Consider the following 21,371-nt stretch of genomic DNA (forward strand, 5'->3'; position numbering starts at 1 on the left):
AACAGATATTACAGGAGGTCATTTCAGACAATGAAAGTTACGGTTGAGAATGGTGAGAACCAGCAGGTTACTCTGACGATTGAGGTTGAAGCAACAGAGGTTTCCAAGGCAGTTGAGCGTGCATGCAAACGCCTGGCTAACCGTGTAAATATCCCGGGTTTCCGTAAAGGCAAAGCTCCGCGTATGATCGTTGAGCGCCACGTTGGTAAAGATGCAGTAATGCAGGAAGCTTTCGATCTCGTAGCTCCGAAAGCATTCGGCGATGCTCTGGAAGAGCAGAAAATCGATCCGGTTACCCGTCCGAACATTGATATCGTTACCCTCGAAGAGGGCAAAGACCTCGTATTCAAAGCTACGGTTACGCCGCGTCCGGAAGTTAAACTGGGCGAGTATAAAGGCCTCAAAGTTGAGAAGGCTGCTGTAGAGATTAAAGACGAAGACGTTGAGAAACAGCTCAAGAACTTCCAGGATCGTCAGGGCAAGATGGTTGATGCTCCGGAAGGCGCTGCTGTTGCTGATGGCGACTTCACGACGCTGGATTTCGAGGGCTTTGTTGATGGCGAAGCTTTCGAGGGCGGCAAGGGCACGGATTACCCGCTGCAGATTGGTTCCGGCAGCTTCATCCCGGGCTTCGAGGAGCAGCTGATTGGCGCTAAGATTGGCGAAGAAAAAGAAGTAAACGTTAAATTCCCGGAAGAATACCATGCAAAAGAACTGGCTGGCAAAGATGCTACGTTCAAATGCACGGTCCGCAGCATCAAACAGAAAGAGCTGCCGGCTATCGATGATGAACTCGCTAAGAAAGTAAGCACCTTCGAGACGCTCGATGAGCTTAAGGCTGATATCCGCAAGAACCTGCAGGAGAATGCTGAGCGCAAAGCAGAGAACGACCAGAAGAGCGCTGCTATCGAGCAGGCTACGAACAACATCACGGTTGATATCCCGGCTGTCATGATTGACAACCGCGTAACGTCCATGATCCAGGAAATGGCTATGCGTCTTGAGCAGCAGGGCATGAAGCTCGAACAGTATCTGCAGTATGCTGGCACGGATATCGCAAAGATTCGTGAAGACTATCGTGAGACGGCTGAGAAGAACGTTAAGACGGATCTCATGCTGGAAGAAGTTGCTAAGGCTGAGGATATCAAAGTCGAAGCTAAAGATTTGGATGCTGAGGTCGCTGCTATGGCAGCTGCTTATGGTGCTACGCCGCAGCAGGTCCAGAAAATCATCAAGGAGCAGGGCCGCATCGGTGATCTGGCTGCTTCCGTTCTCCGCAAGAAAACGGCACAGTTCATTATCGACAACATTGCTGAATAAGCAGCCCTGATAATGGGGGTATTTCAATGAGTTATGTACCTATGGTCGTAGAACAGTCCAGTCGTGGGGAGCGCGCTTATGATATTTATTCGCGTCTCCTTAAAGACCGCATCATTTTTCTGGGCGGTCCGATTGACGACAATGTAGCCAATGTAGTTGTGGCACAGCTCCTGTTCCTCGAGTCTGAGGACCCGGATAAGGACATCTATCTCTACATCAATAGCCCAGGTGGCGTGGTCACTGCAGGCTTGGCTATCTACGATACCATGCAGTATATCAAACCGGACGTATCGACCATCTGCATCGGTCAGGCAGCCAGCATGGGCTCGCTGCTGCTGACGGCAGGTGCCAAGGGCAAGCGTTTTGCCCTGCCGAATTCGCGTATTATGATCCATCAGCCGCTGGGCGGTGCGCAGGGCCAGTCGACGGATATTCAGATCCAGGCTCGCGAGATCCAGCGTATCCGCGATGTTATCAACGATATCATCGTGAATGCTACCGGCAAAACGGTTGAAGAGGTTAATAAAGATACGGAACGCGATAATTTCATGACTGCTGAAGAGGCTAAGGCTTATGGGCTGGTTGATGAAGTTATTGTTCGTCCTAAGAAGAGCAAGAAATCGGAATCTAAGGATTAAGGGGGTGGCATGTTGAAGTTTGGGGATGAAAAAGGTCAGCTCAAGTGCTCCTTCTGTGGCAAGACCCAGGAGCAGGTGCGCAAGCTGGTTGCTGGTCCGGGTGTCTATATCTGCGATGAGTGTATTGAACTCTGCAATGAAATCATTGAAGAGGAATTCAGCGAAGATGTAGAGGTAGAGCTTAAGGACGTCCCAAAACCGAAGGACATCCGTGCTACCCTTGACCAGTATGTAATCGGACAGGATGAGGCCAAAAAGAGTTTGGCTGTTGCTGTCTACAACCATTACAAACGCGTTACCATGGGTTCTACCAAAAGCGAAGATGTTGAACTGCAGAAGTCCAATATCCTCATGCTGGGGCCGACCGGCAGCGGCAAAACGCTGCTGGCGCAGACTCTGGCGCGCATTCTGAATGTTCCCTTTGCCATCGCCGATGCTACATCACTTACCGAAGCTGGCTATGTGGGCGAGGATGTAGAGAATATTCTCTTGAAACTCATTCAGGCTGCGGATTATGATGTGGAAAAGGCCGAGCGTGGTATCATCTACATCGATGAAATCGATAAGATTGCCCGCAAGTCGGAAAATCCGTCGATTACCCGCGATGTATCCGGTGAGGGCGTTCAGCAGGCATTGCTGAAGATTCTTGAGGGTACAACGGCTTCGGTTCCGCCACAGGGCGGCCGCAAGCATCCGCATCAGGAGTTAATCCAGATTGATACGACGAACATTCTCTTCATCTGCGGTGGTGCCTTTGATGGCATCGAGAAGGTTATCGAGGCTCGCCTCGGCCAGAAGCAGATGGGATTCGGTGCGGATATCAAGTCCAAGCGCAAGCGCAGTGTAGGCGACAGCCTGCGGAAGCTTTTGCCGGAGGACTTGTTGAAGCATGGTCTTATTCCAGAGTTCATTGGCCGCCTTCCGGTGGTTGTCACGCTGGAATCCTTGGATGAAGAGGCCCTTGTCAGCATTTTGACGAAGCCGAAGAATGCTCTGGTGAAACAGTATCAGAAGCTTCTGGATATGGATGGCGTCAAACTGGAATTTGATGACGATGCTCTTCGCCAGATTGCCAAGGAGGCGCTTAAGCGCAAGACTGGTGCTCGCGGCCTTCGTTCTATTATCGAAGCCATCATGCGCAATGTAATGTATGATGTGCCGTCGATTCAGGGCGTAACGGCTTGCCGCGTGACGAAAGATGTCGTTACCACCAAGAAAGACCCTGTTCTGACCGTTGCGAAAAAAGCAAAGGACAGCGAAGAGGAAACTGCCTGATGGCAGCTTAATAGAAAGAGGCGCTGCTAAGGCAGCGCCTTGTTCTTTTTGAAATAGATTTTTGATGTAAGGATGGAAAATATCGAATAAGGAGGGATACATATGACGCAAACACGTACTTTGCCATTATTGCCGCTTCGCGGTATGATGGTTTTCCCCTACATGATGATTCATCTGGATGTGGGCAGGGAACGTTCGATGGCGGCGTTGGAGCAGGCGATGGTCGAAGACCGGGAAATCTTTTTGACGGCCCAGCTCGATGCCGAGACGGATAAGCCTGGTCTGGCAGATATCTATACGGTGGGGACTGTGGCTGAAATCCGTCAGCTGGTGAAAATGCCGGGGGAAAGTGTCCGCGTTCTGGTAGAAGGCCAGCATCGGGCGATTATCCGGGATTACCGTGAGACGGAAACTTATGCCGAAGTGGATGTCGAAGAATTCAAGGATAAGATTGACACTTCCATGAAGATGGAAGCTTTGAATCGTGCGGTGGTTCATCAGTTTGAAGAATGGGTCAAGCTGTCGAAAAAGATTCCGCCAGAGACGCTGGTGTCGGTAGCAATCATCGATGATGCGGGACGGCTGGCTGACCTTATTGCCAGTCATTTGAATCTCAAACTTGAGGTTCGCCAGGAACTTTTGGGCGCAATAGACATCAAAGAGCGTCTGGAAAAACTCTATGAGGTATTGACCCGCGAATTGGAAATCCTGCAGTTGGAGCATAAAATCGGCCGCAAGGTTCGCAAGCAGATGGATAAAATCCAGAAGGATTACTATCTGCGGGAACAAATCAAGGCCATTCGTGAAGAGCTGGGGGACAAAGACGGTAAGACCGCTGATATTGAAAACGCCAGGGAAAAGCTGGCGGAGGGGGATTACCCCGATGAGGTCCGCAAGGTTGTTGAGCGGGAAATTAACCGTCTCGATGGCATGAGCGGCATGAATGCCGAAAACAATGTCATTCGCAACTACATAGATTGGCTGCTGGAACTCCCTTGGCGCAAAGAGTCGGAAGACAATGTGGATATCAAAAAAGCACAGAAAATCCTGGATAATGACCACTACGGTTTGAAGAAAGTCAAAGACCGCATTCTGGATTATCTAGCTGTCCATCAGCTGGCGAAGGATAAGAGTGCGCCGATCCTTTGCCTGGTGGGGCCGCCAGGTGTTGGTAAGACTTCCCTGGCTTCTTCTGTGGCAAGGGCCACGGGACGCGAGTTCATCCGTGCTTCGCTAGGCGGCATTCGCGATGAAGCAGAGATTCGCGGTCATCGCCGGACTTATGTAGGAGCAATGCCGGGGCGCATCATCGAAGGAATCCGCAATGTGGGAACTCGCAATCCGGTGTTCCTGCTGGATGAGGTCGATAAAATCAACATGGATTACCATGGAGACCCATCGGCAGCCTTGCTTGAGGTTCTTGACCCGGCACAGAATTCCACTTTTAGTGACCACTATATTGAGGTTCCCTTCGACCTCTCCAAGGTCATGTGGATTGTCACCGCCAACAATCTTGGCAACATCCCGCGTCCGCTGCGGGACCGCATGGAAATCATCCAGCTTTCCAGCTATACGGAACTGGAAAAACTTGAAATTGCCAAGCGCTATTTGGTGGCGCGTCAGCGTGAACAGAATGGCCTCAAGGCAAAGGATATCCATTTTGGCGCCGGTGTGCTGGCCAAAATCATCCAGGATTACACCAAAGAATCCGGCGTCCGGGAATTGGAGCGGGTCATCGGACAGGTATGCCGCAAGGCTGCCCGCAAGATTGTCGAGGGAGAGGAAGCGCCGATTAAGGTCTCCAAGAAAAATCTCAAGGATTTCCTCGGCAAAGTTAAATTTGTTGACAGCAAGGCCAACAAAAAGCCTCAGGTCGGTGTGGTAACCGGCATGGCCTGGACGGAAGTAGGTGGTACAATTCTGCCTACGGAGGTATCGGTATTAAAGGGCAAGGGCAAACTGATTTTGACCGGTCAACTGGGGGATGTTATGCAGGAATCTGCTCAGGCTGGCCTTACTTATATCCGGAGCTGCTCGGACAAGCTGAAGCTGCCGGAGGATTTCTATGAAAAAGAAGATATCCATATCCATCTGCCGGAAGGAGCAATCCCGAAGGACGGGCCGTCTGCTGGTATTACGATGGCTACCGCCATGGTTTCGGCGTTGACGGGCCGCAAAGTCCGCAGTGATGTGGCTATGACCGGCGAAATTACCCTGCGGGGAACGGTGCTGCCCATTGGCGGCCTCAAGGAAAAAGTTCTAGCTGCTTATCGCGAGGGGATGAAGACTATCATCCTGCCGAAGGATAACGAACGGGATATTGAGGATATTCCGGAATCCGTTCGGGAAAAACTGGAATTTGTTCCGGTGGAAACGATGGACCAGGTATTAAAGACTGCATTGATGTAAAAAGAAAAGCCGACCCCGGGGATGCACTGGCATTCCGCGCCTGATGGCGTCCCTTTGGGGACGGCTTTTTTCGCTAAGGAGATGAAAAAATGGCCAAAGACCGTGTAATCATAACGCAGGGGAAATATATAGCCTCGGCGGTAAAACCGGATCAGTATCCGGAAAATGACTTGCCCGAAATCGTTTTTATCGGGCGTTCTAATGTGGGCAAGTCGTCCCTTATTAATTCCCTTACCCGTGTCAACAACCTGGCCCGGGTGTCGTCACAGCCAGGCAAGACTCAGACCATCAACTTCTTTGAAGTCGGGGTCAAAATCGAAGGCGTGGAAGGCCGTAAGGCCTTTTATCTCGTGGATTTGCCGGGATATGGTTACGCCAAGACCGGCAAGGAGAAGCGCAAGATTTGGTCGAAGTTTATCGAAGAATATTTCCTGACTTCACCGCGGCTTCAATTTGTCTGCCAGCTCATCGACATTCGTCATGACCCCATGGCGTCAGATGTGGAGATGTTCGAATGGTTGGTAAAGAACAACATCCCGGTACTCATTGTAGCCACTAAGGCGGACAAGATTGGCAAGAATGCCCGCCAAAAGAATATCGCGGCTATCAAGAGAAAGCTGGGGATAGCTGAGGTTCCCGTACTGCCCTATTCGTCGTTAAAAAATGAAGGCCGTTCAGATTTGCTTGACGTTATCGGGGATAGTTTGGTAGAATAAGAGTAAAGAAATGTGAATCTGATTCATATCTATCGGATTGAAGGGGAGGTATACCATGACAGAGCTTACGTCGTTTGACAAATCTTTACTCAACCTGTTGCAGGGAAATCTGCCGGTATGCAGCCATCCATTTGCCGTGTTGGCCGAGCAGCTCGGGGCGGATGAGCAGACGGTTTTGAGTCGGCTGCAGCACTTGAAGCAGGAGGGGTACCTGCGCCGGATTGGAACGTTTTTCAATTCCAATAAGCTAGGTTACAAGGGAACGCTGGTGGCGCTAAAAGTAGATCCCGCTTATATGGAGTCGGTAGCAGAAGCCATTAACCAGTATCCGGGAGCCACGCATAACTACGAGCGTGAAGGGCGTTATAATCTGTGGTTTACCTTACTGACACCTTGTCTGGAGATGGAAAAGCAGATTCTCGATGAGGTCGAGGCTCTTCCAGGCGTGGAAGACCTGTTGAACTTAAAGGCAAACAAAAAATATAAAATTAACGTGCAGTTTAAACTGCATTAAAGGGATGTTGGGGTAAGAGAAATGGCACAAGAAGTTGCAATGACAGAGCTCGATAAGAAAGTCATTCGGGCGCTTCAGGGGGATTTTCCTTTGGTGTCCGATCCTTATCAAGTGCTGGCGGACCAAGTGGGGATCTCGAAAGAGGATTTTCTGGCCTGCGTGAAAAAAATGGAAGAGAGCAATGTGATTCGTAAGATGGGAGCGGTGCTGCGTCATCGGGAAGTGGGGTTCCGCGCCAACGTCTTGGTGGCTTGGGCTGTTCCCGCGGAGCAGTTGGATGAGATTGCAAAAAAAATGGCAGCAAGTCCATCGGTATCCCATTGTTATGACCGCAATACAGCGCCGGATTGGCCGTATAATCTTTATACGATGGTTCATGGCCATAGCCGCGAAGAATGTGAGCGCATTGTGGAAGAACTCGGAAAAGCGTGCAAGGTTTATGAGCATACGATGTTGTATTCCAAAAAGGAATGGAAAAAAACTTCGATGCGGTATTTTATGGAAAAATAAAGAAGAGCAAAAGTCCGGTAGACAAGAACAAATAATGTTCGGTCTGCCGGGCTTTTTTAATTGCAGTAAAAGATATTGACAATCATTATCATTAATGATAATATAATGCATGCGTAATTGATAATAACTATCAGTTACGAATAAGATTCAAAAATGAACATCATTCATATTTTAGGAGGATTGAGGGCATTCGTATGAAGTTAGAAGCTTATTTGACGGGATTGCCGCAAGAGAAACGGCAGGCATTGCTAGGGCGGGACACGGAGGACTCCCTGCATCAGGCCTTTTCCCACAAGCGCGTGGTACACGCAGGATTGATTGGTGAAGCGATAATGCCGGCCAGGCAACAGCAGGTTTGGCAGGCAGCCATGCAGCAGCCGGCGGACCTTAGCAGCCAGCACGCGGTTTACATTCACATACCTTTTTGCCAGACACGGTGTCTCTACTGTGGGTTTTACCAAAATGCCAGCCGGCAGGAAGTGGAAGATGCCTACGTGGATGACCTGGTGGCAGAAATTGCGGCGGAAGCGGGAGCGGTTCAGCTGCGCAACACGCCTATCAAGGCAGTTTTTATCGGCGGCGGAACGCCTACATCCTTGTCGGCGGTTAATGCCAGCCGGCTGCTGGCTGCAATTCAGCGCAGTTTTTCCTTGGTGCCAGACTGTGAGGTGACTTTGGAGGGGCGCGTCCATGATTTGGTGCCTGAGAAAATTGAAGCCTGGCTTTCCCATGGCGTCAATCGTATTTCCTTGGGGGTGCAGTCCTTTGACACGGTTTTGCGCCAACGGGTGGGCCGCATTGATTCCCGGGAAGAAGTGCTAAGGCGGTTGGCTTTGCTGAAAACCTACGATGTCACGGTAATTGTGGATTTGATTTACGGATTGCCAGGGCAGACTATGGAGACGTGGATGGAAGATGTCAGGACACTGGAGCTGGCGAATGTGGATGGCATGGATTTATACCAGCTAAATGTCTTTCCCAACGGGCCGTTGGATAAGGCAGTGGCAAATGGCAGTGTGCCGCCGTGTGCGACGGTGGCTGAGCAGGCGGATATGTATGTGGCGGCACGTGACTATTTGCTGGCTGCAGGTGTGGAGCGGTTAAGCCTTTGCCATTTCCGGCGCAGCAAACGGGAGCGAAGCCTCTACAATACTTTGGCTAAGACCGGTGCAGCTATCTATCCCTTCGGCTGTGGTGCTGGTGGCAACTTTGGCGGCCTGACCTTTATGCAGCTTCGGGAGCTAAAGGCATATCATGCCGCTAGAGCCAAAGGGGAAAAGCCCCTGATGATGTTAGCACGGCAGGTGGAACCAAAGTTAAAGCAGGCTGCCGACAACATCATCGCCGATTTGGAAAAGGGATTTGTGGACTTCCGGCGGCTCAGCATGCTGGACTGTCGTTTAGAGGAGTTGGAAATCCTTTTGACTCTTTGGCAGCAGCGCGGGTTGATGACAGAGGATTTAGGCGTTTATCGGTTGACGAAAGCAGGAGAATTCTGGTATATCAGTCTGACCCAGAGTTTGGTTGAAGCAGCTCAAGTAGTCATGAAGGATAAGGAAGAGCCGATGTCATTGCCAGCTTGGATGCCCCCGGCAATGCGGGAGAAAATAATGGCGAAAATGGCAGAGAGTTAATTTTTTTGTTTCTATTATGATAATGATTATTATTATAGGAGGTTAGCCATGGAGGTTTTGATGACAATTGGCCACTGGTTTTCACAAGGTGGTGCGGTGATGTATTTGCTGTTGTTGGCTTCGATTGGTGCCGGTACGGTGATTATCGACCGCATGCGTTATTATCGCAGCCGTCAGACAGATTTTAAGCAGCATGCGGCAGAAGTCCGGCAGGTTTTGCAGACGAATAGTCTGGCAGAAGCGGCAGAACTGTATCAAAAGCGGCACACGTCCTTGGATAAACTGACGGCTGCGGCCTTTAAGGCCCGACTGAAGGGGAAAAGCGTTGAGCTGGCGATTGAAGGAGCTGCTCAATTGGAAGCCGCGCAACTGAAGAAGGGACTGCCATTGCTGGGAATGATGGTTACGTTGGCGCCGATTCTGGGCCTTATGGGAACCGTTATCGGGATGATTCAGACTTTTTCCGTTTTCAATCTGCAGGCCGGTTCCCCCATGGCGATTACTGGTGGTGTGGGCGAGGCCTTGATTGCTACGGTGACGGGGTTGGCAGTGGCAACCTTTGCCCTTCTCGGACACAGTTATTTTGGCTATCGGCTCGATGGCATGGTAACGGACATGGAACGCTTGGGCACTTGGCTGGAGGACAAGCTTAGTGCTGGTACGGCGGAACGGATTGTGAAACGGGGGCAGGAAAAGCATGAGGCTGCATAATGCCAGAATGTCGCAAACGCCACAGATTATGATTATTCCGATGATTGATATCATCTTTTTCCTGCTGGTGTTTTTTATGATGAGTACCCTTTATATGACAACTCAGGAAAGCATTCCGGTAAATCTGCCAGCCGCGGCCAGTGCCAAACAGGATGTGGTCAAAAGCTTTCAGGTAACGGTGTCTGCCGATGGCAAGTTGTATTTGGGCAAGGATGCTATGGATTTGCCACAGCTCAAGGCCAAATTGGCAAGTGAGGCGAAAACCGCTGATCTGGTGGTGACCCTGCGGGCCGATAAGGCCGTTGATTATGGCACCTTTATTGCCGTGATGGATGAGTTGAAAACCTCAGGGATTCAGCGCATCAGCCTGGCGGCGAAACAGTGAGGCATGGTATGACAGTCGTTCGTTTATCGTTAAAAAGAAGGGTTAGGCCGCTGCCACTGTCCTGTGCCTTCCATGGGGTCATTTTGTTGGCTTTGGGGCTTTTTATGAGCTTCCATCCCGAATGGCAGGCAGAGCCACCTGTGGCTGAAGTGGAAATGGAGGTAAGTCCAGATGAGCTGCCAGAGCGCCATGTGCCTCAAGCGGGAAGTCTGAACCCCTTTGCCGAAAATTCCGTCTGGAAACCGCCAGCGCAGAGTCCTGCCAATAGCGACCCGGTGAACCAGCCCAGTGGTGGCAGCGATGATGGGATGGTGGCGCCATCTACAGAGACTCCGGCAGCCAACGGTGATGGGGTGCCAGTGGGAAGCACCGGCGAAAGCGGTACTGGCAGTGGTACTTTGGGCACTGCAGGGAAGGCGGCTGGCAAAACCAGTACAGGCTCCGGTGACAGCGCCCCAGTCGCAGGAGACAGCGGTGCTGGCAGCGGCCCGTCAGAAACCTTAGCAAGTATTGCCAGCCGCTTTGCCGCTCGTGTCGAAGGAAATAAAGAATATCCGTATATGGCGGTGAAACGTGGGCAGACTGGTGTGGTGCGGGTTACGGTCACGATTTCTGCCGACGGGGATTTGGCCAGTGCTTATGTCAGTGGCTCAGCTGGCAGCAGTCTGCTGGATAACGCTGCCATGCAGGCCGTTCAGCAGTCTTGTCCCTTTTCCCATGGGGCTGGTAAAAGCATAACGCTGACTGTTCCGATTCATTTTGATTTGCAAGGGTAGGAGGATTTATGAAATTATTGGTTGTTTATTCTAGCAAAACGGGCAATACGAAAAAGGTTGCCATGGCTATTGGGGAAACGCTGGGGGTAGAGCCCGTGGCGGTGACAGATGCGCCGTCCCCCGATGACTATGATTGGATTGTGGCGGGATTCTGGGTGGATAAGGGCACCGCTGATGCGGCCATGAAAGCCTATCTGTCAAAGATTACCAACAAGCAGGTGGCGCTCTTTGCCACTCTGGGGGCTGAACCGGATTCAGACCATGCGCGGCAGTGCCTAGCGAATGCGGCAAAACTTTTGGGGCCAGGCTGTACCTTGACCGGTCAATTTATCTGTCAAGGGAAGGTGTCGGATGAAATGGTGTCAATGATGAAAAAGATGTTTCCGGAAGGGCATCCTCATGCTATGACAGCGGAGCGGTTGGCGCGAATTGAAAAAGCCGCCAGTCATCCTGATGCGGAAGACCTTTCAGCTGCCCAGGCGTATTTTGCCGATTGGCGGAAGGAGTGGATAGCTGGCTGAGAAGCAAAGGATAAAGGGAGGAAGTTTATGTCGGTGTTAGTGGAGCAGGTGACTTGCTCGCGCCATGGACAAGTGATTTTGCGCAATGTTTCGCTGGAAATGAAGACCGGTGAAGTCATGGGACTGTTGGGGCCCAATGGCGCCGGGAAGACGACGCTTATCCGCCTGATGGCTGGGCTGGCCCGGCCTGATGCTGGCCATATCCGCGTATTCGGAGAAGATGCAGCTCGGCGTAGTGTTAAATTCCGCCGCTTGATTGGTCTGGTACCACAGGAAAATACCTTTGAAAGTGAGCTGACCATCGAGCAGAGCATGTTGTGCACCGCTAAGTTGTATGGTATTGTCGATGCCCGGACGCGGGTGGAGGAGGTTTGTCGCCAGTTTCAAATTGGCAGCTGGCGCAAAAAATATCCCGAGAAGCTGTCCGGTGGGATGAAGCGGCGGGCGATGATTGCCCGGGCGATGCTGCCAAGTCCTGACGTACTGCTGCTAGATGAACCAAGTGTCGGCCTTGACCCGGATATGCGTCAGGATATTTGGCAGGCGGTTCGAAATTTAAAGGCCGCCGGCAAAACGGTGCTTTTGACAACGCACTACATGGAAGAGGCGGAGGAACTTTGTGACCGGATTGCTTTTTTGCGGGCGGGACAGGTCCTCTATACCGGGACGACAACTGGCATACGTCAGCAGATTTCGCCGGAGCAGGAGATAAGCCTGGAAGACGCCTTCCTGGCGTTGGCCCTTGAAGGGAGGCGAATCGGATGATGGCAGGGGTGCAAGCGGTCTTTTACCGTGAAATGCTTATGCTCATCCGTCGGATTGGCGGCCTGGGGTATTTGTTCTCAGGGCTGCTATTTCCGATGATTTACCTCTTGGCCTTCGGCTGGGGCCTGGGGGACAGCGTAGCGGTGGCCGGTGGTTATATCGCCTATTTGGCTAAGGGCATGTTAGCCGTAACCGTGATGATGAATGCCTTTCAGCAGACAGCCCTTTCGGTCAGTGCGGCAAGGTTTTATTACCGCACCTTTGCGGTCTTGCGGCTGAGCCCCATTCATGACGGTGCCATTGTTTTAGGTATTGCCCTGGCGGGAACGGTCCGGGCGCTGCTGGCGGCAGCCGTAGTCTTTGTGGCGGCAAAATTATTTTTTGGGATTGCGATAGTAACGGGGCCGGGACTGCTGGGACTGGTGCTTACCGCCTTTGCCTTTGCGGCCTTTGGAGTAGCGGTAGGCTTGTCCATAAAGGGGCAGGAACAGTTTTCGATTGTGATAAATTTCTTTATCACGCCGATGACATTTTTCTGCGGTTCCTTTTTCCCCATTACCAATTTGCCGTCAGTAGTACAGCAAATCGTGCGATTTCTGCCGCTGTCCCTTACCAATCAGTTGTTGCAAGCCACAAGTTTGGTGGGAGAGGCTGGTATCGCCGCTTTCGCGTTGGTGTTTTTTATGATGGTTATTTATCTGTACAGTACCTATCGGGTACATAACTACAGTGAATTTTGATGGATGTTTTGAGATTTTTAGAGAAAGAGGATTTACATGATTAGAAAACTTGCAAAAAAGAAACGCACTTTATTCGCAGCAACGGTTTTAGGAACCATGACGATGGGAAGTTGCGTTGCAGCCGAGGCGGCTGCTGACGATACGATACAGACCCGGGATGTGGTGGTAACGGCCTCCCGGACGGAGCAGCAGGTGAAGGAAGCACCGACTGCGGTGGAAGTCATTACTCGGGAAGATATTGAAAACACCGGTGCCGAGACCCTGGCCCAGGCCTTGGAGATGGCAACGGGAATCAACGTACTGGAAAATGGCATGGTGGGCAATCAGTCCTCCATCCGCGGGATGAATACCAACCAGACCCTTATTCTGATTGATGGCCGCCGGGTGCGCACGGAAAACACCAGCGAGACTCAGAACTATTACGAGCTGCAGCGCGTCAATATGGATGAGGTGGAGCGCGTGGAAATCGTGCGCGGTGCAGTAAGCTCCCTCTACGGTTCCGATGCTTTGGGTGGTGTCATCAACATCATCACGAAAAAGCCCGGCAATCCAGGTGGTTCTGCTTCGGTGGATTGGACTTCCCGTCAGCAGGATACGGGATTCCGTTATGATTTAGGCAAGGATGGCAAATGGGCCTGGGCCATGAACGGCAAGGTGTCGGATGTACGCCGCCGCATGAGTGGTGCTTCGTCGAATCAATATGGCCAGCGCTATTACTTTGGCCTTGATGGCCGCATGGATGTGGCAGAAAATAAAAAACTGGATTTCTTTGTCAGCCATTTGTACGAGGATCTCTATATGATTGATTCGGCAGCGGCCGGTACCGATTATGACCACCGCCGTCTTTCCACTGGTTTGAAGTATTCCGGAAAAGACCATTTGGGCGAATACGAAGCGCAGGCCTATTATACGTATTTTGACAAGGACCAGCGCACGCGTAATCGCACGACGAATGCACTCAACAGCTTTGACGATATGACCTTTAATTCCTATGTGGCTGATGCCCGCCGCACCTTTGATTTGGATGACCGGAATACGCTGACCGTTGGTGGAGAATTCCGTCAGGAAGATTATGAGAGCACCCGTATCAAAAATGGTTCCCTAGGGACGGTAACCCGTGAGGGCATCACCAATAACATCGGCAAGGTATCCATGGATTATGGTGCGCTTTATTTGCAGGATGAATATGCCGCTAACAAACGCTGGCTGTTGATTCCTTCGGTGCGTTGGGATCATAACAATGCCTTTGGGAATGAAGTAACGGGCAAACTCGGTACCACATATAAACTCAGTAAACATACCCGTTTCAAAGCAAATGTCGGCTCGGCCTATCGCGCCCCGACGGCTTCGGAACTCTATTTCTTCTGGAAGCACACGCCGACAGCTCGTATGACGGTGAACATCCAGGGTAATCCGGACTTAAAGCCGGAGAAGGCTTTGATTTTTGATGGCGGCTTTGAGGCGGAAAAAGGCCGTACGTCAGGCAAAGTAACGTATTTCCACAACAAAGTCGATGACCTCATCAATCTCAATACGGTGATGGGCTATGTGCCGGGAACCGGTATGGTCGCCAACGGCAAATATGAAAATGTTGATAAAGCCACGGTACAGGGCGTGGAGTTTGAGGGAAAACAGAAATTGGGCAGCCGTTTCACACTGCGCAGTACCTATACCTATCTCGATGCTCGCGATGACAACAGCGGGGAGCGCTTGACCGGCCGCGCCCGTCACAAGACTTCCCTGCAGCTCCTGTATAAAGATAAGGCCCATGGCTTGGATGCAACCCTTTGGAATGATTGGTTGGATGGGTATAACTATTCTTCTAGCGGTAAAAATGGCACGACTGGTGCCAGCATTATGAATGTGGTGGTCAATAAGAAAATCGGCAAACAGGCCAGTGCTTATTTTGGCATCAACAATCTTACCAATCGCAAAAATGACATCCTCTATTACGATGGACGCATCTGGCGTGGTGGTGTGAAAGTAACGTTTTAACGGTTTTTCTGGGGAGGTTATTTGATGGAACTTGCGGTAACACCAGTGCATCCTAAGGCACGAAAACGGTTTTGGGCGTTAGCTGGCGGCCTGCTCCTGTTAGGAGCGGCGTTGCTGTTTAGTATCTGTCAGGGGGCAGCGGTGTTTTCACCGCTGTCAGCCTGGCAGATTTTGTCTGGGGGGGCTGGGCAGGAAAATTTTACGATTCTCTACCACGTCCGTTTGCCACGTTTGATTACCGGGGCTTTGACCGGCGTAAATCTGGCACTGGCTGGCTGTATCCTGCAGGGGATTTTGCGCAATCCCTTGGCAGACCCAGGGATTATCGGGGTGTCAGCAGGGGCGGGACTGGCGGCAATGGCTGTTATGATTCTACTGCCCAATTTGGCCTCGCTGGTGCCAATGGCCGCTTTTGTGGGGGCGTTGGCAGCGGTGGCCTTGGTGTTTTTCCTGTCCTGGGAAAATGGGATTCATCCGCTGCGCATGGTGCTGGCCGGAGTGGCAGTGGCAGCTTTCTTCGGCGGTGCTATGACGGCGTTGATGGTGTTTTATTCCGATCGGGTGCAGGGAACAGTCAACTGGATGGCAGGGGGCTTTGCGGCTAGGACTTGGAGTCATGTGTATATGGTGCTTCCCTATACGCTCCTAGGGCTGGCGGGAACTTTTGCTGGCAGCCGTTGGCTAAATGCCTTGCAGATGGGAGAGGAGACAGCACGCAGTCTGGGGGTGCGCGTGGAACGCGTGCGCCTCTATTTGCTGGTGTTGGCCGCTTTGCTGGCGGCATCGGCCGTCAGCGTGGCCGGTATGCTGGGCTTTGTGGGGCTGGTAATTCCCCATATGGTGCGGCTGCTGACGGGGGCAGATTTTGACTATTTGCTGCCATCAGCGGCGATCTGGGGGGCGGCCCTAGTGGTGGGGGCAGATGCAGCGGCCCGAGTTGCCTTTGCTCCTATAGAAATTCCCGTGGGCGTTTTCATGTCGTTTTTGGGAGCGCCGTTTTTCCTGTACCTGCTGCGGCAGGGCATGCAAAGGGGGCGCTAAAGATGGCAGAACACGAAACCCTGCTTTTGGCGGAGAAGCTGCGCTTGGATTATGGTGGCAAGGTGGTGGCCGATGGTTTGAATCTTGCCATTCACCGGGCGGAAATCACGGCGATAATTGGGCCGAATGGTTCGGGCAAATCGACCCTCTTAAAAGCGCTGGCCAGATTGCTTCGGCCAGGGGCAGGCAGCCTCAAGCTGCAGGGAAAAGATTTATGGGCCCTTCCGGAAAAAGAGGTGGCCCAAAAAATTGCCTTTATGCCCCAGAGTGCTTCGATACCGCCGGATTTAACGGTGGCTGAGGTGCTTCGCATGGGGCGGCTTCCCTACCGCAGTTTTTGGAGTTCTTGGCAGGCAGGCGATGATGTCATCTGTCAAAAGATGATGGAGCTTACTGGACTGGAGGCATTTGCCCAGCGTTCAATGGGGGAGCTGTCCGGTGGCGAACGCCAGCGGGCGCGATTGGCGCTGGCGTTGGTGCAGGAGCCGCAAATCTTGCTTTTGGACGAACCGACCACTTATTTAGACATTTGTCATCAGTTGGAACTTATGGCAATTGTGACAAAGCTCCATGAAGAAACGGGGCTGACGGTGGTTATGGTCTTGCACGACCTAAATCAGGCCGTTCGCTATAGCCAGCGGCTGGTGGCCATGAAAGAAGGGCGTATTCTTGCTGATGGTGAGGTGGATGAGGTCTTTTCCTGTGAGTTAGTGCGTCAGTTGTATGGCGTGGAAAACGAAATCAAGACCGTAGAGGTACAGGGAGAGGTGCAACAGGTATTTTTTCCGTCGGCAGTGATGGGATTATGAGCGATAAAAGGAGATAATTATGCGAAAACTAATGGGCCTGCTGGCATTGCTTTGCTTGCTGGGCGTGGTGGCTTGCTGGCTATTGCCGCGGGCAGAGACGGCAGTCAAGGAAACGGATACCCGTCAGGTAATTGATAGTGCTGGGCGCGAGGTGACGATTCCAAAGCATCCTCAACGGGTGGTTATCCTCAATGCGTCCAATTTGGATCTTTACGTTGCCGCTGGCGGCGCGCAGGCGGTGGTGGGAAAGCCAGTGTCCCAGGCACTATCCCCTAGTGTAGCGGAAGCGGTGGCCGGAGCAGAAGAAGTTGGAATCATTCATTCGCCGGATGTGGAGAAAATCCTTAGTTTAAAACCGGATTTAGTCATCGGCACCAATGTGCCCTATCATACGAATTTGGCAGATACCTTGTCCCAGGCAGGGATTCCCCTATACGTGCAGTCCCTGGACAGCATTGAGGACTTGAAGACAGCGCTGGGTTTTTATGGTTCACTGACGGGCAAAGAAGCCCAGGCGCAGGAGGTGGTAGAGAAGCTTACAGCGGATATTGCTTCGGTTAAACAACGGGCCGCAGGAAAAACGCCGCCTAAGAGTTTAATTATCTTCGGCTCTCCGGAAAGTTTCAACATGGGAACGGCCAAGTGTTTCACAGGAAATCTGCTGAATGAATTAGGCGGTGGAAATATTGCCGATAGAGCTGTTGGCGATGGTGGTTATTTGCCCCTTAGTATGGAGTTTGTGGCCCGGGAAAATCCCCAGGTGATTTTTGTCATCACCCATGGCAACGCGGCAGAACTGGAAAGTAAACTGCGGCAGGAACTGGCTGCCAATGAGGTTTGGCAGAATGTGGCGGCTGTACAGAGGGAAAAGGTGTATGTGCTGCCCTATGAGTTTTTCGCGGTAAATCCGGGGATACGGACTGCCGACGCGATGAAGGTGTTGGCTAAGGCCTTATATCCTTGATATAGGACTGTGATTGTGTTTGGATGATAAGGATGGCTTTTTTTTACCGCTTTTTTATGGTAGAATGTAAACAGTGTTTTTTTACAAAAGATATTGTTTACATATAGAGGGAGTATCGCCATGATTAATCAAAAAATGTATGAACTCGGTACAAAGAAATCCACAATCCGCACAATCTTCGAATTTGGTCGCAAGCGGGCAGCGGAAGTGGGGGAGGAAAATGTCTACGATTTTAGCCTCGGCAATCCCAATGTGCCGACGCCGGAGGTTATCAAGGCAGCAGCTGTCGATATTCTGACGAATATGGAGCCTAGTGCTGTCCACGGTTATACGGTGGCTCCAGGTGCCCCACAGACCCGTGAGGCATTGGCCAATAGCGTCAACAAGCGCTTCGGCACGAATTTTGCGGCGAAGAATTTCTTTATGACGGCTGGTGCGGCAGCGGCCATTACGATTTGCTTTAAGGCATTGGCCCAGCCGGAGGATGAATTTATCACCTTTGCCCCCTTCTTCCCGGAGTACCGTGCCTTTGTTGAGTCGGTGGGGGGCAAGCTGGTGGTGGTGCCGGCACAGCCTGCTGATTGGCAGATTGATTTTGCGGCCTTTGAAAAACTCGTGACGAATCATACCAAGGCGGTTATTGTCAACTCCCCGAACAATCCCAGTGGTGCTGTCTATTCGGAGGAGACTATTCAAAAACTTGCGGAGATTTTGCGCCGGAAAGAAGAGGAGTATCATCACCCCATCTTCATCATTTCTGATGAACCATACCGCGAGATTGCTTTTGAGGGCTATACGGTTCCCTATGTGCCGAAGTTCTATGACAATACGCTGGTTTGCTATTCGTACAGCAAGTCCTTCTCCCTGCCAGGCGAACGTATCGGTTACATCATCGTTCCCGATGAGGTGGCTGATTTTGGTAAAGTATATGGTTCGATTGCCGGTGCTGCCCGCGTGCTCACCCACGTTAACGCGCCGTCGCTTTGGCAGCTGGTCATTGGACGTTGTGCGGATATGCCTTCGGATATTTCCACCTATGTCAAGAACGGTCAGATGCTCTATCAGGGGCTTATCGATGCTGGCTTTGAGTGCGTGAAGCCTCAAGGCGCCTTCTACCTCTTCCCGAAATGCTTGGAGGAAGATGACTACGCATTCTGCGAGCGGGCGAAAAAATATGACCTTTTGCTCGTGCCGGGTACCGACTTTGGCTGCCCAGGCTATTTCCGCGCGGCTTACTGCATCAAGACCGAAACCATCGAAAAATCCCTGCCACTGTTCAAGAAGCTGGCAGAGGAATATAAGAAGTAAGATCTTTCGAAAATGACTTGTCAATTGACAGGTCATTTTTTTATATGTAGGAAAGATATATTTGCTGGGATTTGACAGGAATTTGACATCTGAGAGCGAATATACATGTTAGAATTGTTTGAAAAATCACAAATAAAAGGAAGGTTTGTGATGATAATGTCCGGTAATTGGATTTTTGATGTAAGGGAGTGATGACTGGTGGCAGAAAATGAACCGATGGTAGAGGTCTTTATCTACGAGACGCGTCAGTTCCTAGAGCAGTTGGAGCAGGTCGCGCTTGCAAGTGAGGACAGCGGCAGCTTCCAGCCAGAGGATGTCAATGAGGTGTTCCGGGCCATGCATACCATCAAAGGCTCGGCGGCTATGATGCTCTACGATGAAATCTCGCATCTAGCCCATGCGGTGGAGGATATCTTCTTCTATATCCGGGAGCTGCATCCGGAGAAAATTGATGTATCGGCCGTGACGGACATCGTACTGACGGCTGTGGATTTTATGAATGGGGAGATGGATAAGCTTGACAGTGGAGCTCAGCCGGATGCCTCCAGTGAGGAACTGCAAAAATCCACCCAGGAATTCTTGCGGAATTTCAAATTGGAAAATGGCCATGACCCCGATGTGGATTTGCGCAAGGCGAAAAAGACGTCACCCAAAGCGGTAGAAGCGGCGGAACCGGCAGAGCCTGCCAAGCAGCAGTATTTTATCCAGGCGGTGAAACCCGAAGAGGTCAAGACGGAATCTGGCAGCAATCATGTCTATAAAGCTGTGTTGCACTTTGACCCTGAGGGCGGCATGGTAGAGGTTCGTGCCTTTGGGGTAATCAATCGGTTGGAGGATCAGGCAGGGGAGCTCCATTATCTGCCGGAAAAGATTATTGAGGATGAAACGGCGGCTGATACCATCCTCAAAGAGGGCTTCAAGCTCTGGTTTACCACGGGACTGGGTGTGGAAGAGGTTCGCAAGCTGTTGGATGAGACGATGTGTCTGACGGGATTGGAACTTACGGAGCTTTCGTCGACAGCTGAGTGTGAGTATTGGCCGACGCCTAAGCAGAAAGCTGTCCAGGTAGTGGAAGAATCCTCGCCGATTGTGCCGGTAAAACCTGAGGCCAAACCTCGGCCAGCCCCCATAAAGCAAGCGGGGCATGATGGACACGAATCCCAAATGATTAGCGTCCGGGTGGATAAACTCGATCGTCTGATGGAATTGGTGGGGGAGATGGTCATTGCCGAATCGATGGTGACCCAGAACCCCGATATTCGCGGAATGGAGCTTTCGAATTTCGATAAGGCGGCCCGGCAGCTGCATAAGATAAACGGCGAGTTGCAGGATCGCGTCATGGCACTAAGGATGGTGCCATTGGAAGCAACCTTTAAGAAGATGAACCGCATCGTGCGGGATATGACCAAAAAACTTGGCAAACAGGCGAAACTGGTATTGGTGGGAGCGGATACGGAGGTTGACAAGAATGTCACGGAACATATTGGCGACCCGTTGATGCACATCATCCGCAATTCCATCGACCATGGCATTGAGATGCCCGATGTGCGCGTGGATGCCGGTAAGCCGGAACAGGGAACCGTGGTGCTGTCGGCACAAAATGCCGGTGGTGAGGTCGTCATTCGCATTGAAGACGATGGCGGCGGCATGAACCGCGACCGCATCATGAAGAAGGCCAGGGAGAAGGGAATCCTGACAAAACCAGAGGAGGAATATACCGATCAGGAGGTCTATAGCTTTATTTTTGCACCGGGGTTTTCGACGAAGGAACAGGTCACGGAATTTTCCGGCCGCGGTGTTGGGATGGATGTCGTCGTATCGAATATCAAAGCTTTGGGCGGAACGATAACGGTGGACAGCAATCCTGGCAAGGGAAGCGTAACCATCATCCGGATTCCTCTGACGCTGGCAATTGTGGAAGGAATGTGCATTAAGGTGGGGGGCTCTGGGTATACGATACCCATTAGCTCAATTCGCCGCTCCTTCCGGCCGGAGGAGGGAGATATTTTCCTGGATGTATCGGGACAGGAAATGTTCATGGAGGCGGGAAGCCCCTGTCCGATTGTGCGGCTTCACAGGTTATATGATATTGGAACCGCTAAGGAGCAGCTAACGGAGGGGATTCTGCTGGTGACGGAGGCGGATGACCACTATTTGGGAATCTTTGCCGATGAGCTGGTGGGGGTTCAGCAGATTGTCGTAAAGCCGGTACCGGGGTATATCCAGGCTATGACAAAGATGACTGGTATCACGGGCTGTACGATTTTGGGCGATGGCAGCATCAGCCTGATTATCGACCCGGGAAAACTTATGGGATTGCTGGTTGAGTAATAGGAGGAA

At 51.5% G+C, this 21,371-nt stretch carries 20 protein-coding genes; all 20 read left to right on the forward strand.

What is annotated here, in order from left to right; translation table 11 throughout:
- Nucleotides 1-30 precede the first annotated feature (30 nt).
- On the forward strand, nucleotides 31-1,320 hold the full coding sequence (tig, locus tag BLQ36_RS03610) for a trigger factor (protein ID WP_074514018.1): 1,290 nt from the start codon (nucleotides 31-33) through the stop codon (nucleotides 1,318-1,320).
- 26 nt (nucleotides 1,321-1,346) lie between these two features.
- Nucleotides 1,347-1,958 (forward strand): ATP-dependent Clp endopeptidase proteolytic subunit ClpP, encoded by a 612-nt coding sequence (gene clpP, locus BLQ36_RS03615; RefSeq protein WP_074514019.1) that lies wholly within the window; start codon nucleotides 1,347-1,349, stop codon nucleotides 1,956-1,958.
- Nucleotides 1,959-1,967: 9 nt separating this feature from the next.
- Nucleotides 1,968-3,233, forward strand: coding sequence for an ATP-dependent Clp protease ATP-binding subunit ClpX (clpX, locus tag BLQ36_RS03620; protein ID WP_074514020.1), 1,266 nt, complete (start codon nucleotides 1,968-1,970; stop codon nucleotides 3,231-3,233).
- A gap of 102 nt (nucleotides 3,234-3,335) precedes the next feature.
- A complete protein-coding gene (gene lon, locus BLQ36_RS03625) occupies nucleotides 3,336-5,642 on the forward strand; it encodes an endopeptidase La (RefSeq protein ID WP_074514021.1) in 2,307 nt (768 codons plus the stop codon).
- 89 nt (nucleotides 5,643-5,731) lie between these two features.
- Nucleotides 5,732-6,358: a ribosome biogenesis GTP-binding protein YihA/YsxC gene (gene yihA / locus BLQ36_RS03630; protein WP_074514022.1), complete on the forward strand. Its 627-nt coding sequence runs from the start codon at nucleotides 5,732-5,734 to the stop codon at nucleotides 6,356-6,358.
- Nucleotides 6,359-6,413: 55 nt separating this feature from the next.
- Entirely contained in the window at nucleotides 6,414-6,872 is a 459-nt protein-coding gene (locus BLQ36_RS03635) for an AsnC family transcriptional regulator (RefSeq protein ID WP_074514023.1), read from the forward strand.
- A 21-nt stretch (nucleotides 6,873-6,893) separates the two neighbouring features.
- Nucleotides 6,894-7,382, forward strand: a complete 489-nt coding sequence (locus BLQ36_RS03640; protein ID WP_074514024.1) for an Lrp/AsnC family transcriptional regulator — start codon at nucleotides 6,894-6,896, stop codon at nucleotides 7,380-7,382.
- A 194-nt stretch (nucleotides 7,383-7,576) separates the two neighbouring features.
- Nucleotides 7,577-9,016 (forward strand): heme anaerobic degradation radical SAM methyltransferase ChuW/HutW, encoded by a 1,440-nt coding sequence (gene hutW / locus BLQ36_RS03645; RefSeq protein ID WP_074514025.1) that lies wholly within the window; start codon nucleotides 7,577-7,579, stop codon nucleotides 9,014-9,016.
- 48 nt (nucleotides 9,017-9,064) lie between these two features.
- Complete coding sequence (locus BLQ36_RS03650; RefSeq protein ID WP_074514026.1) at nucleotides 9,065-9,727, forward strand: MotA/TolQ/ExbB proton channel family protein; 663 nt, start codon at nucleotides 9,065-9,067, stop codon at nucleotides 9,725-9,727.
- On the forward strand, nucleotides 9,714-10,112 hold the full coding sequence (locus BLQ36_RS03655) for an ExbD/TolR family protein (RefSeq protein ID WP_074514027.1): 399 nt from the start codon (nucleotides 9,714-9,716) through the stop codon (nucleotides 10,110-10,112). Before BLQ36_RS03650 ends, BLQ36_RS03655 begins: the two co-directional genes overlap by 14 nt.
- Before the next feature lie 8 nt (nucleotides 10,113-10,120).
- Complete coding sequence (locus BLQ36_RS03660; protein WP_081342203.1) at nucleotides 10,121-10,888, forward strand: TonB family protein; 768 nt, start codon at nucleotides 10,121-10,123, stop codon at nucleotides 10,886-10,888.
- An 8-nt stretch (nucleotides 10,889-10,896) separates the two neighbouring features.
- A complete protein-coding gene (locus BLQ36_RS03665) occupies nucleotides 10,897-11,409 on the forward strand; it encodes a flavodoxin family protein (protein WP_074514029.1) in 513 nt (170 codons plus the stop codon).
- Between the two features lie 27 nt (nucleotides 11,410-11,436).
- Nucleotides 11,437-12,174: an ABC transporter ATP-binding protein gene (locus BLQ36_RS03670; RefSeq protein ID WP_074514030.1), complete on the forward strand. Its 738-nt coding sequence runs from the start codon at nucleotides 11,437-11,439 to the stop codon at nucleotides 12,172-12,174.
- Nucleotides 12,171-12,914 carry an ABC transporter permease gene (locus BLQ36_RS03675; protein WP_074514031.1) on the forward strand — a complete coding sequence of 248 codons (744 nt, stop codon included), beginning with the start codon at nucleotides 12,171-12,173 and terminating at the stop codon, nucleotides 12,912-12,914. Before BLQ36_RS03670 ends, BLQ36_RS03675 begins: the two co-directional genes overlap by 4 nt.
- A gap of 36 nt (nucleotides 12,915-12,950) precedes the next feature.
- Nucleotides 12,951-14,909: a TonB-dependent receptor plug domain-containing protein gene (locus BLQ36_RS03680; protein ID WP_074514032.1), complete on the forward strand. Its 1,959-nt coding sequence runs from the start codon at nucleotides 12,951-12,953 to the stop codon at nucleotides 14,907-14,909.
- Between the two features lie 24 nt (nucleotides 14,910-14,933).
- On the forward strand, nucleotides 14,934-15,950 hold the full coding sequence (locus tag BLQ36_RS03685; RefSeq protein ID WP_074514033.1) for a FecCD family ABC transporter permease: 1,017 nt from the start codon (nucleotides 14,934-14,936) through the stop codon (nucleotides 15,948-15,950).
- A gap of 2 nt (nucleotides 15,951-15,952) precedes the next feature.
- Nucleotides 15,953-16,759, forward strand: a complete 807-nt coding sequence (locus BLQ36_RS03690) for an ABC transporter ATP-binding protein (protein WP_074514034.1) — start codon at nucleotides 15,953-15,955, stop codon at nucleotides 16,757-16,759.
- A 19-nt stretch (nucleotides 16,760-16,778) separates the two neighbouring features.
- Nucleotides 16,779-17,723 (forward strand): ABC transporter substrate-binding protein, encoded by a 945-nt coding sequence (locus tag BLQ36_RS03695; RefSeq protein ID WP_074514035.1) that lies wholly within the window; start codon nucleotides 16,779-16,781, stop codon nucleotides 17,721-17,723.
- 120 nt (nucleotides 17,724-17,843) lie between these two features.
- Nucleotides 17,844-19,031 (forward strand): pyridoxal phosphate-dependent aminotransferase, encoded by a 1,188-nt coding sequence (locus tag BLQ36_RS03700; RefSeq protein ID WP_074514036.1) that lies wholly within the window; start codon nucleotides 17,844-17,846, stop codon nucleotides 19,029-19,031.
- Between the two features lie 198 nt (nucleotides 19,032-19,229).
- Nucleotides 19,230-21,362 (forward strand): chemotaxis protein CheA, encoded by a 2,133-nt coding sequence (locus BLQ36_RS03705; RefSeq protein ID WP_074514037.1) that lies wholly within the window; start codon nucleotides 19,230-19,232, stop codon nucleotides 21,360-21,362.
- The last annotated feature ends 9 nt before the right edge of the window (nucleotides 21,363-21,371 follow it).

This window comes from Selenomonas sp. WCT3 (assembly GCA_900100835.1).
In the GTDB taxonomy this organism is placed as follows: domain Bacteria; phylum Bacillota; class Negativicutes; order Selenomonadales; family Selenomonadaceae; genus Selenomonas_A; species Selenomonas_A ruminantium_E.

Excerpts from the sequence above, each read along its gene's own strand:
- BLQ36_RS03635 (WP_074514023.1), top strand. The coding sequence starts at position 6,414 with ATGACAGAGCTTACGTCGTTTGACAAATCTTTACTCAACCTGTTGCAG.
- BLQ36_RS03685 (WP_074514033.1), top strand. The coding sequence starts at position 14,934 with ATGGAACTTGCGGTAACACCAGTGCATCCTAAGGCACGAAAACGGTTT.
- BLQ36_RS03650 (WP_074514026.1), top strand. The coding sequence starts at position 9,065 with ATGGAGGTTTTGATGACAATTGGCCACTGGTTTTCACAAGGTGGTGCG.
- BLQ36_RS03660 (WP_081342203.1), top strand. The coding sequence starts at position 10,121 with ATGACAGTCGTTCGTTTATCGTTAAAAAGAAGGGTTAGGCCGCTGCCA.
- BLQ36_RS03675 (WP_074514031.1), top strand. The coding sequence starts at position 12,171 with ATGATGGCAGGGGTGCAAGCGGTCTTTTACCGTGAAATGCTTATGCTC.
- BLQ36_RS03700 (WP_074514036.1), top strand. The coding sequence starts at position 17,844 with ATGATTAATCAAAAAATGTATGAACTCGGTACAAAGAAATCCACAATC.
- BLQ36_RS03690 (WP_074514034.1), top strand. The coding sequence starts at position 15,953 with ATGGCAGAACACGAAACCCTGCTTTTGGCGGAGAAGCTGCGCTTGGAT.
- BLQ36_RS03665 (WP_074514029.1), top strand. The coding sequence starts at position 10,897 with ATGAAATTATTGGTTGTTTATTCTAGCAAAACGGGCAATACGAAAAAG.
- BLQ36_RS03680 (WP_074514032.1), top strand. The coding sequence starts at position 12,951 with ATGATTAGAAAACTTGCAAAAAAGAAACGCACTTTATTCGCAGCAACG.
- BLQ36_RS03655 (WP_074514027.1), top strand. The coding sequence starts at position 9,714 with ATGAGGCTGCATAATGCCAGAATGTCGCAAACGCCACAGATTATGATT.
- clpX (WP_074514020.1), top strand. The coding sequence starts at position 1,968 with ATGTTGAAGTTTGGGGATGAAAAAGGTCAGCTCAAGTGCTCCTTCTGT.
- BLQ36_RS03695 (WP_074514035.1), top strand. The coding sequence starts at position 16,779 with ATGCGAAAACTAATGGGCCTGCTGGCATTGCTTTGCTTGCTGGGCGTG.
- clpP (WP_074514019.1), top strand. The coding sequence starts at position 1,347 with ATGAGTTATGTACCTATGGTCGTAGAACAGTCCAGTCGTGGGGAGCGC.
- lon (WP_074514021.1), top strand. The coding sequence starts at position 3,336 with ATGACGCAAACACGTACTTTGCCATTATTGCCGCTTCGCGGTATGATG.
- BLQ36_RS03670 (WP_074514030.1), top strand. The coding sequence starts at position 11,437 with ATGTCGGTGTTAGTGGAGCAGGTGACTTGCTCGCGCCATGGACAAGTG.
- BLQ36_RS03640 (WP_074514024.1), top strand. The coding sequence starts at position 6,894 with ATGGCACAAGAAGTTGCAATGACAGAGCTCGATAAGAAAGTCATTCGG.
- hutW (WP_074514025.1), top strand. The coding sequence starts at position 7,577 with ATGAAGTTAGAAGCTTATTTGACGGGATTGCCGCAAGAGAAACGGCAG.
- tig (WP_074514018.1), top strand. The coding sequence starts at position 31 with ATGAAAGTTACGGTTGAGAATGGTGAGAACCAGCAGGTTACTCTGACG.
- yihA (WP_074514022.1), top strand. The coding sequence starts at position 5,732 with ATGGCCAAAGACCGTGTAATCATAACGCAGGGGAAATATATAGCCTCG.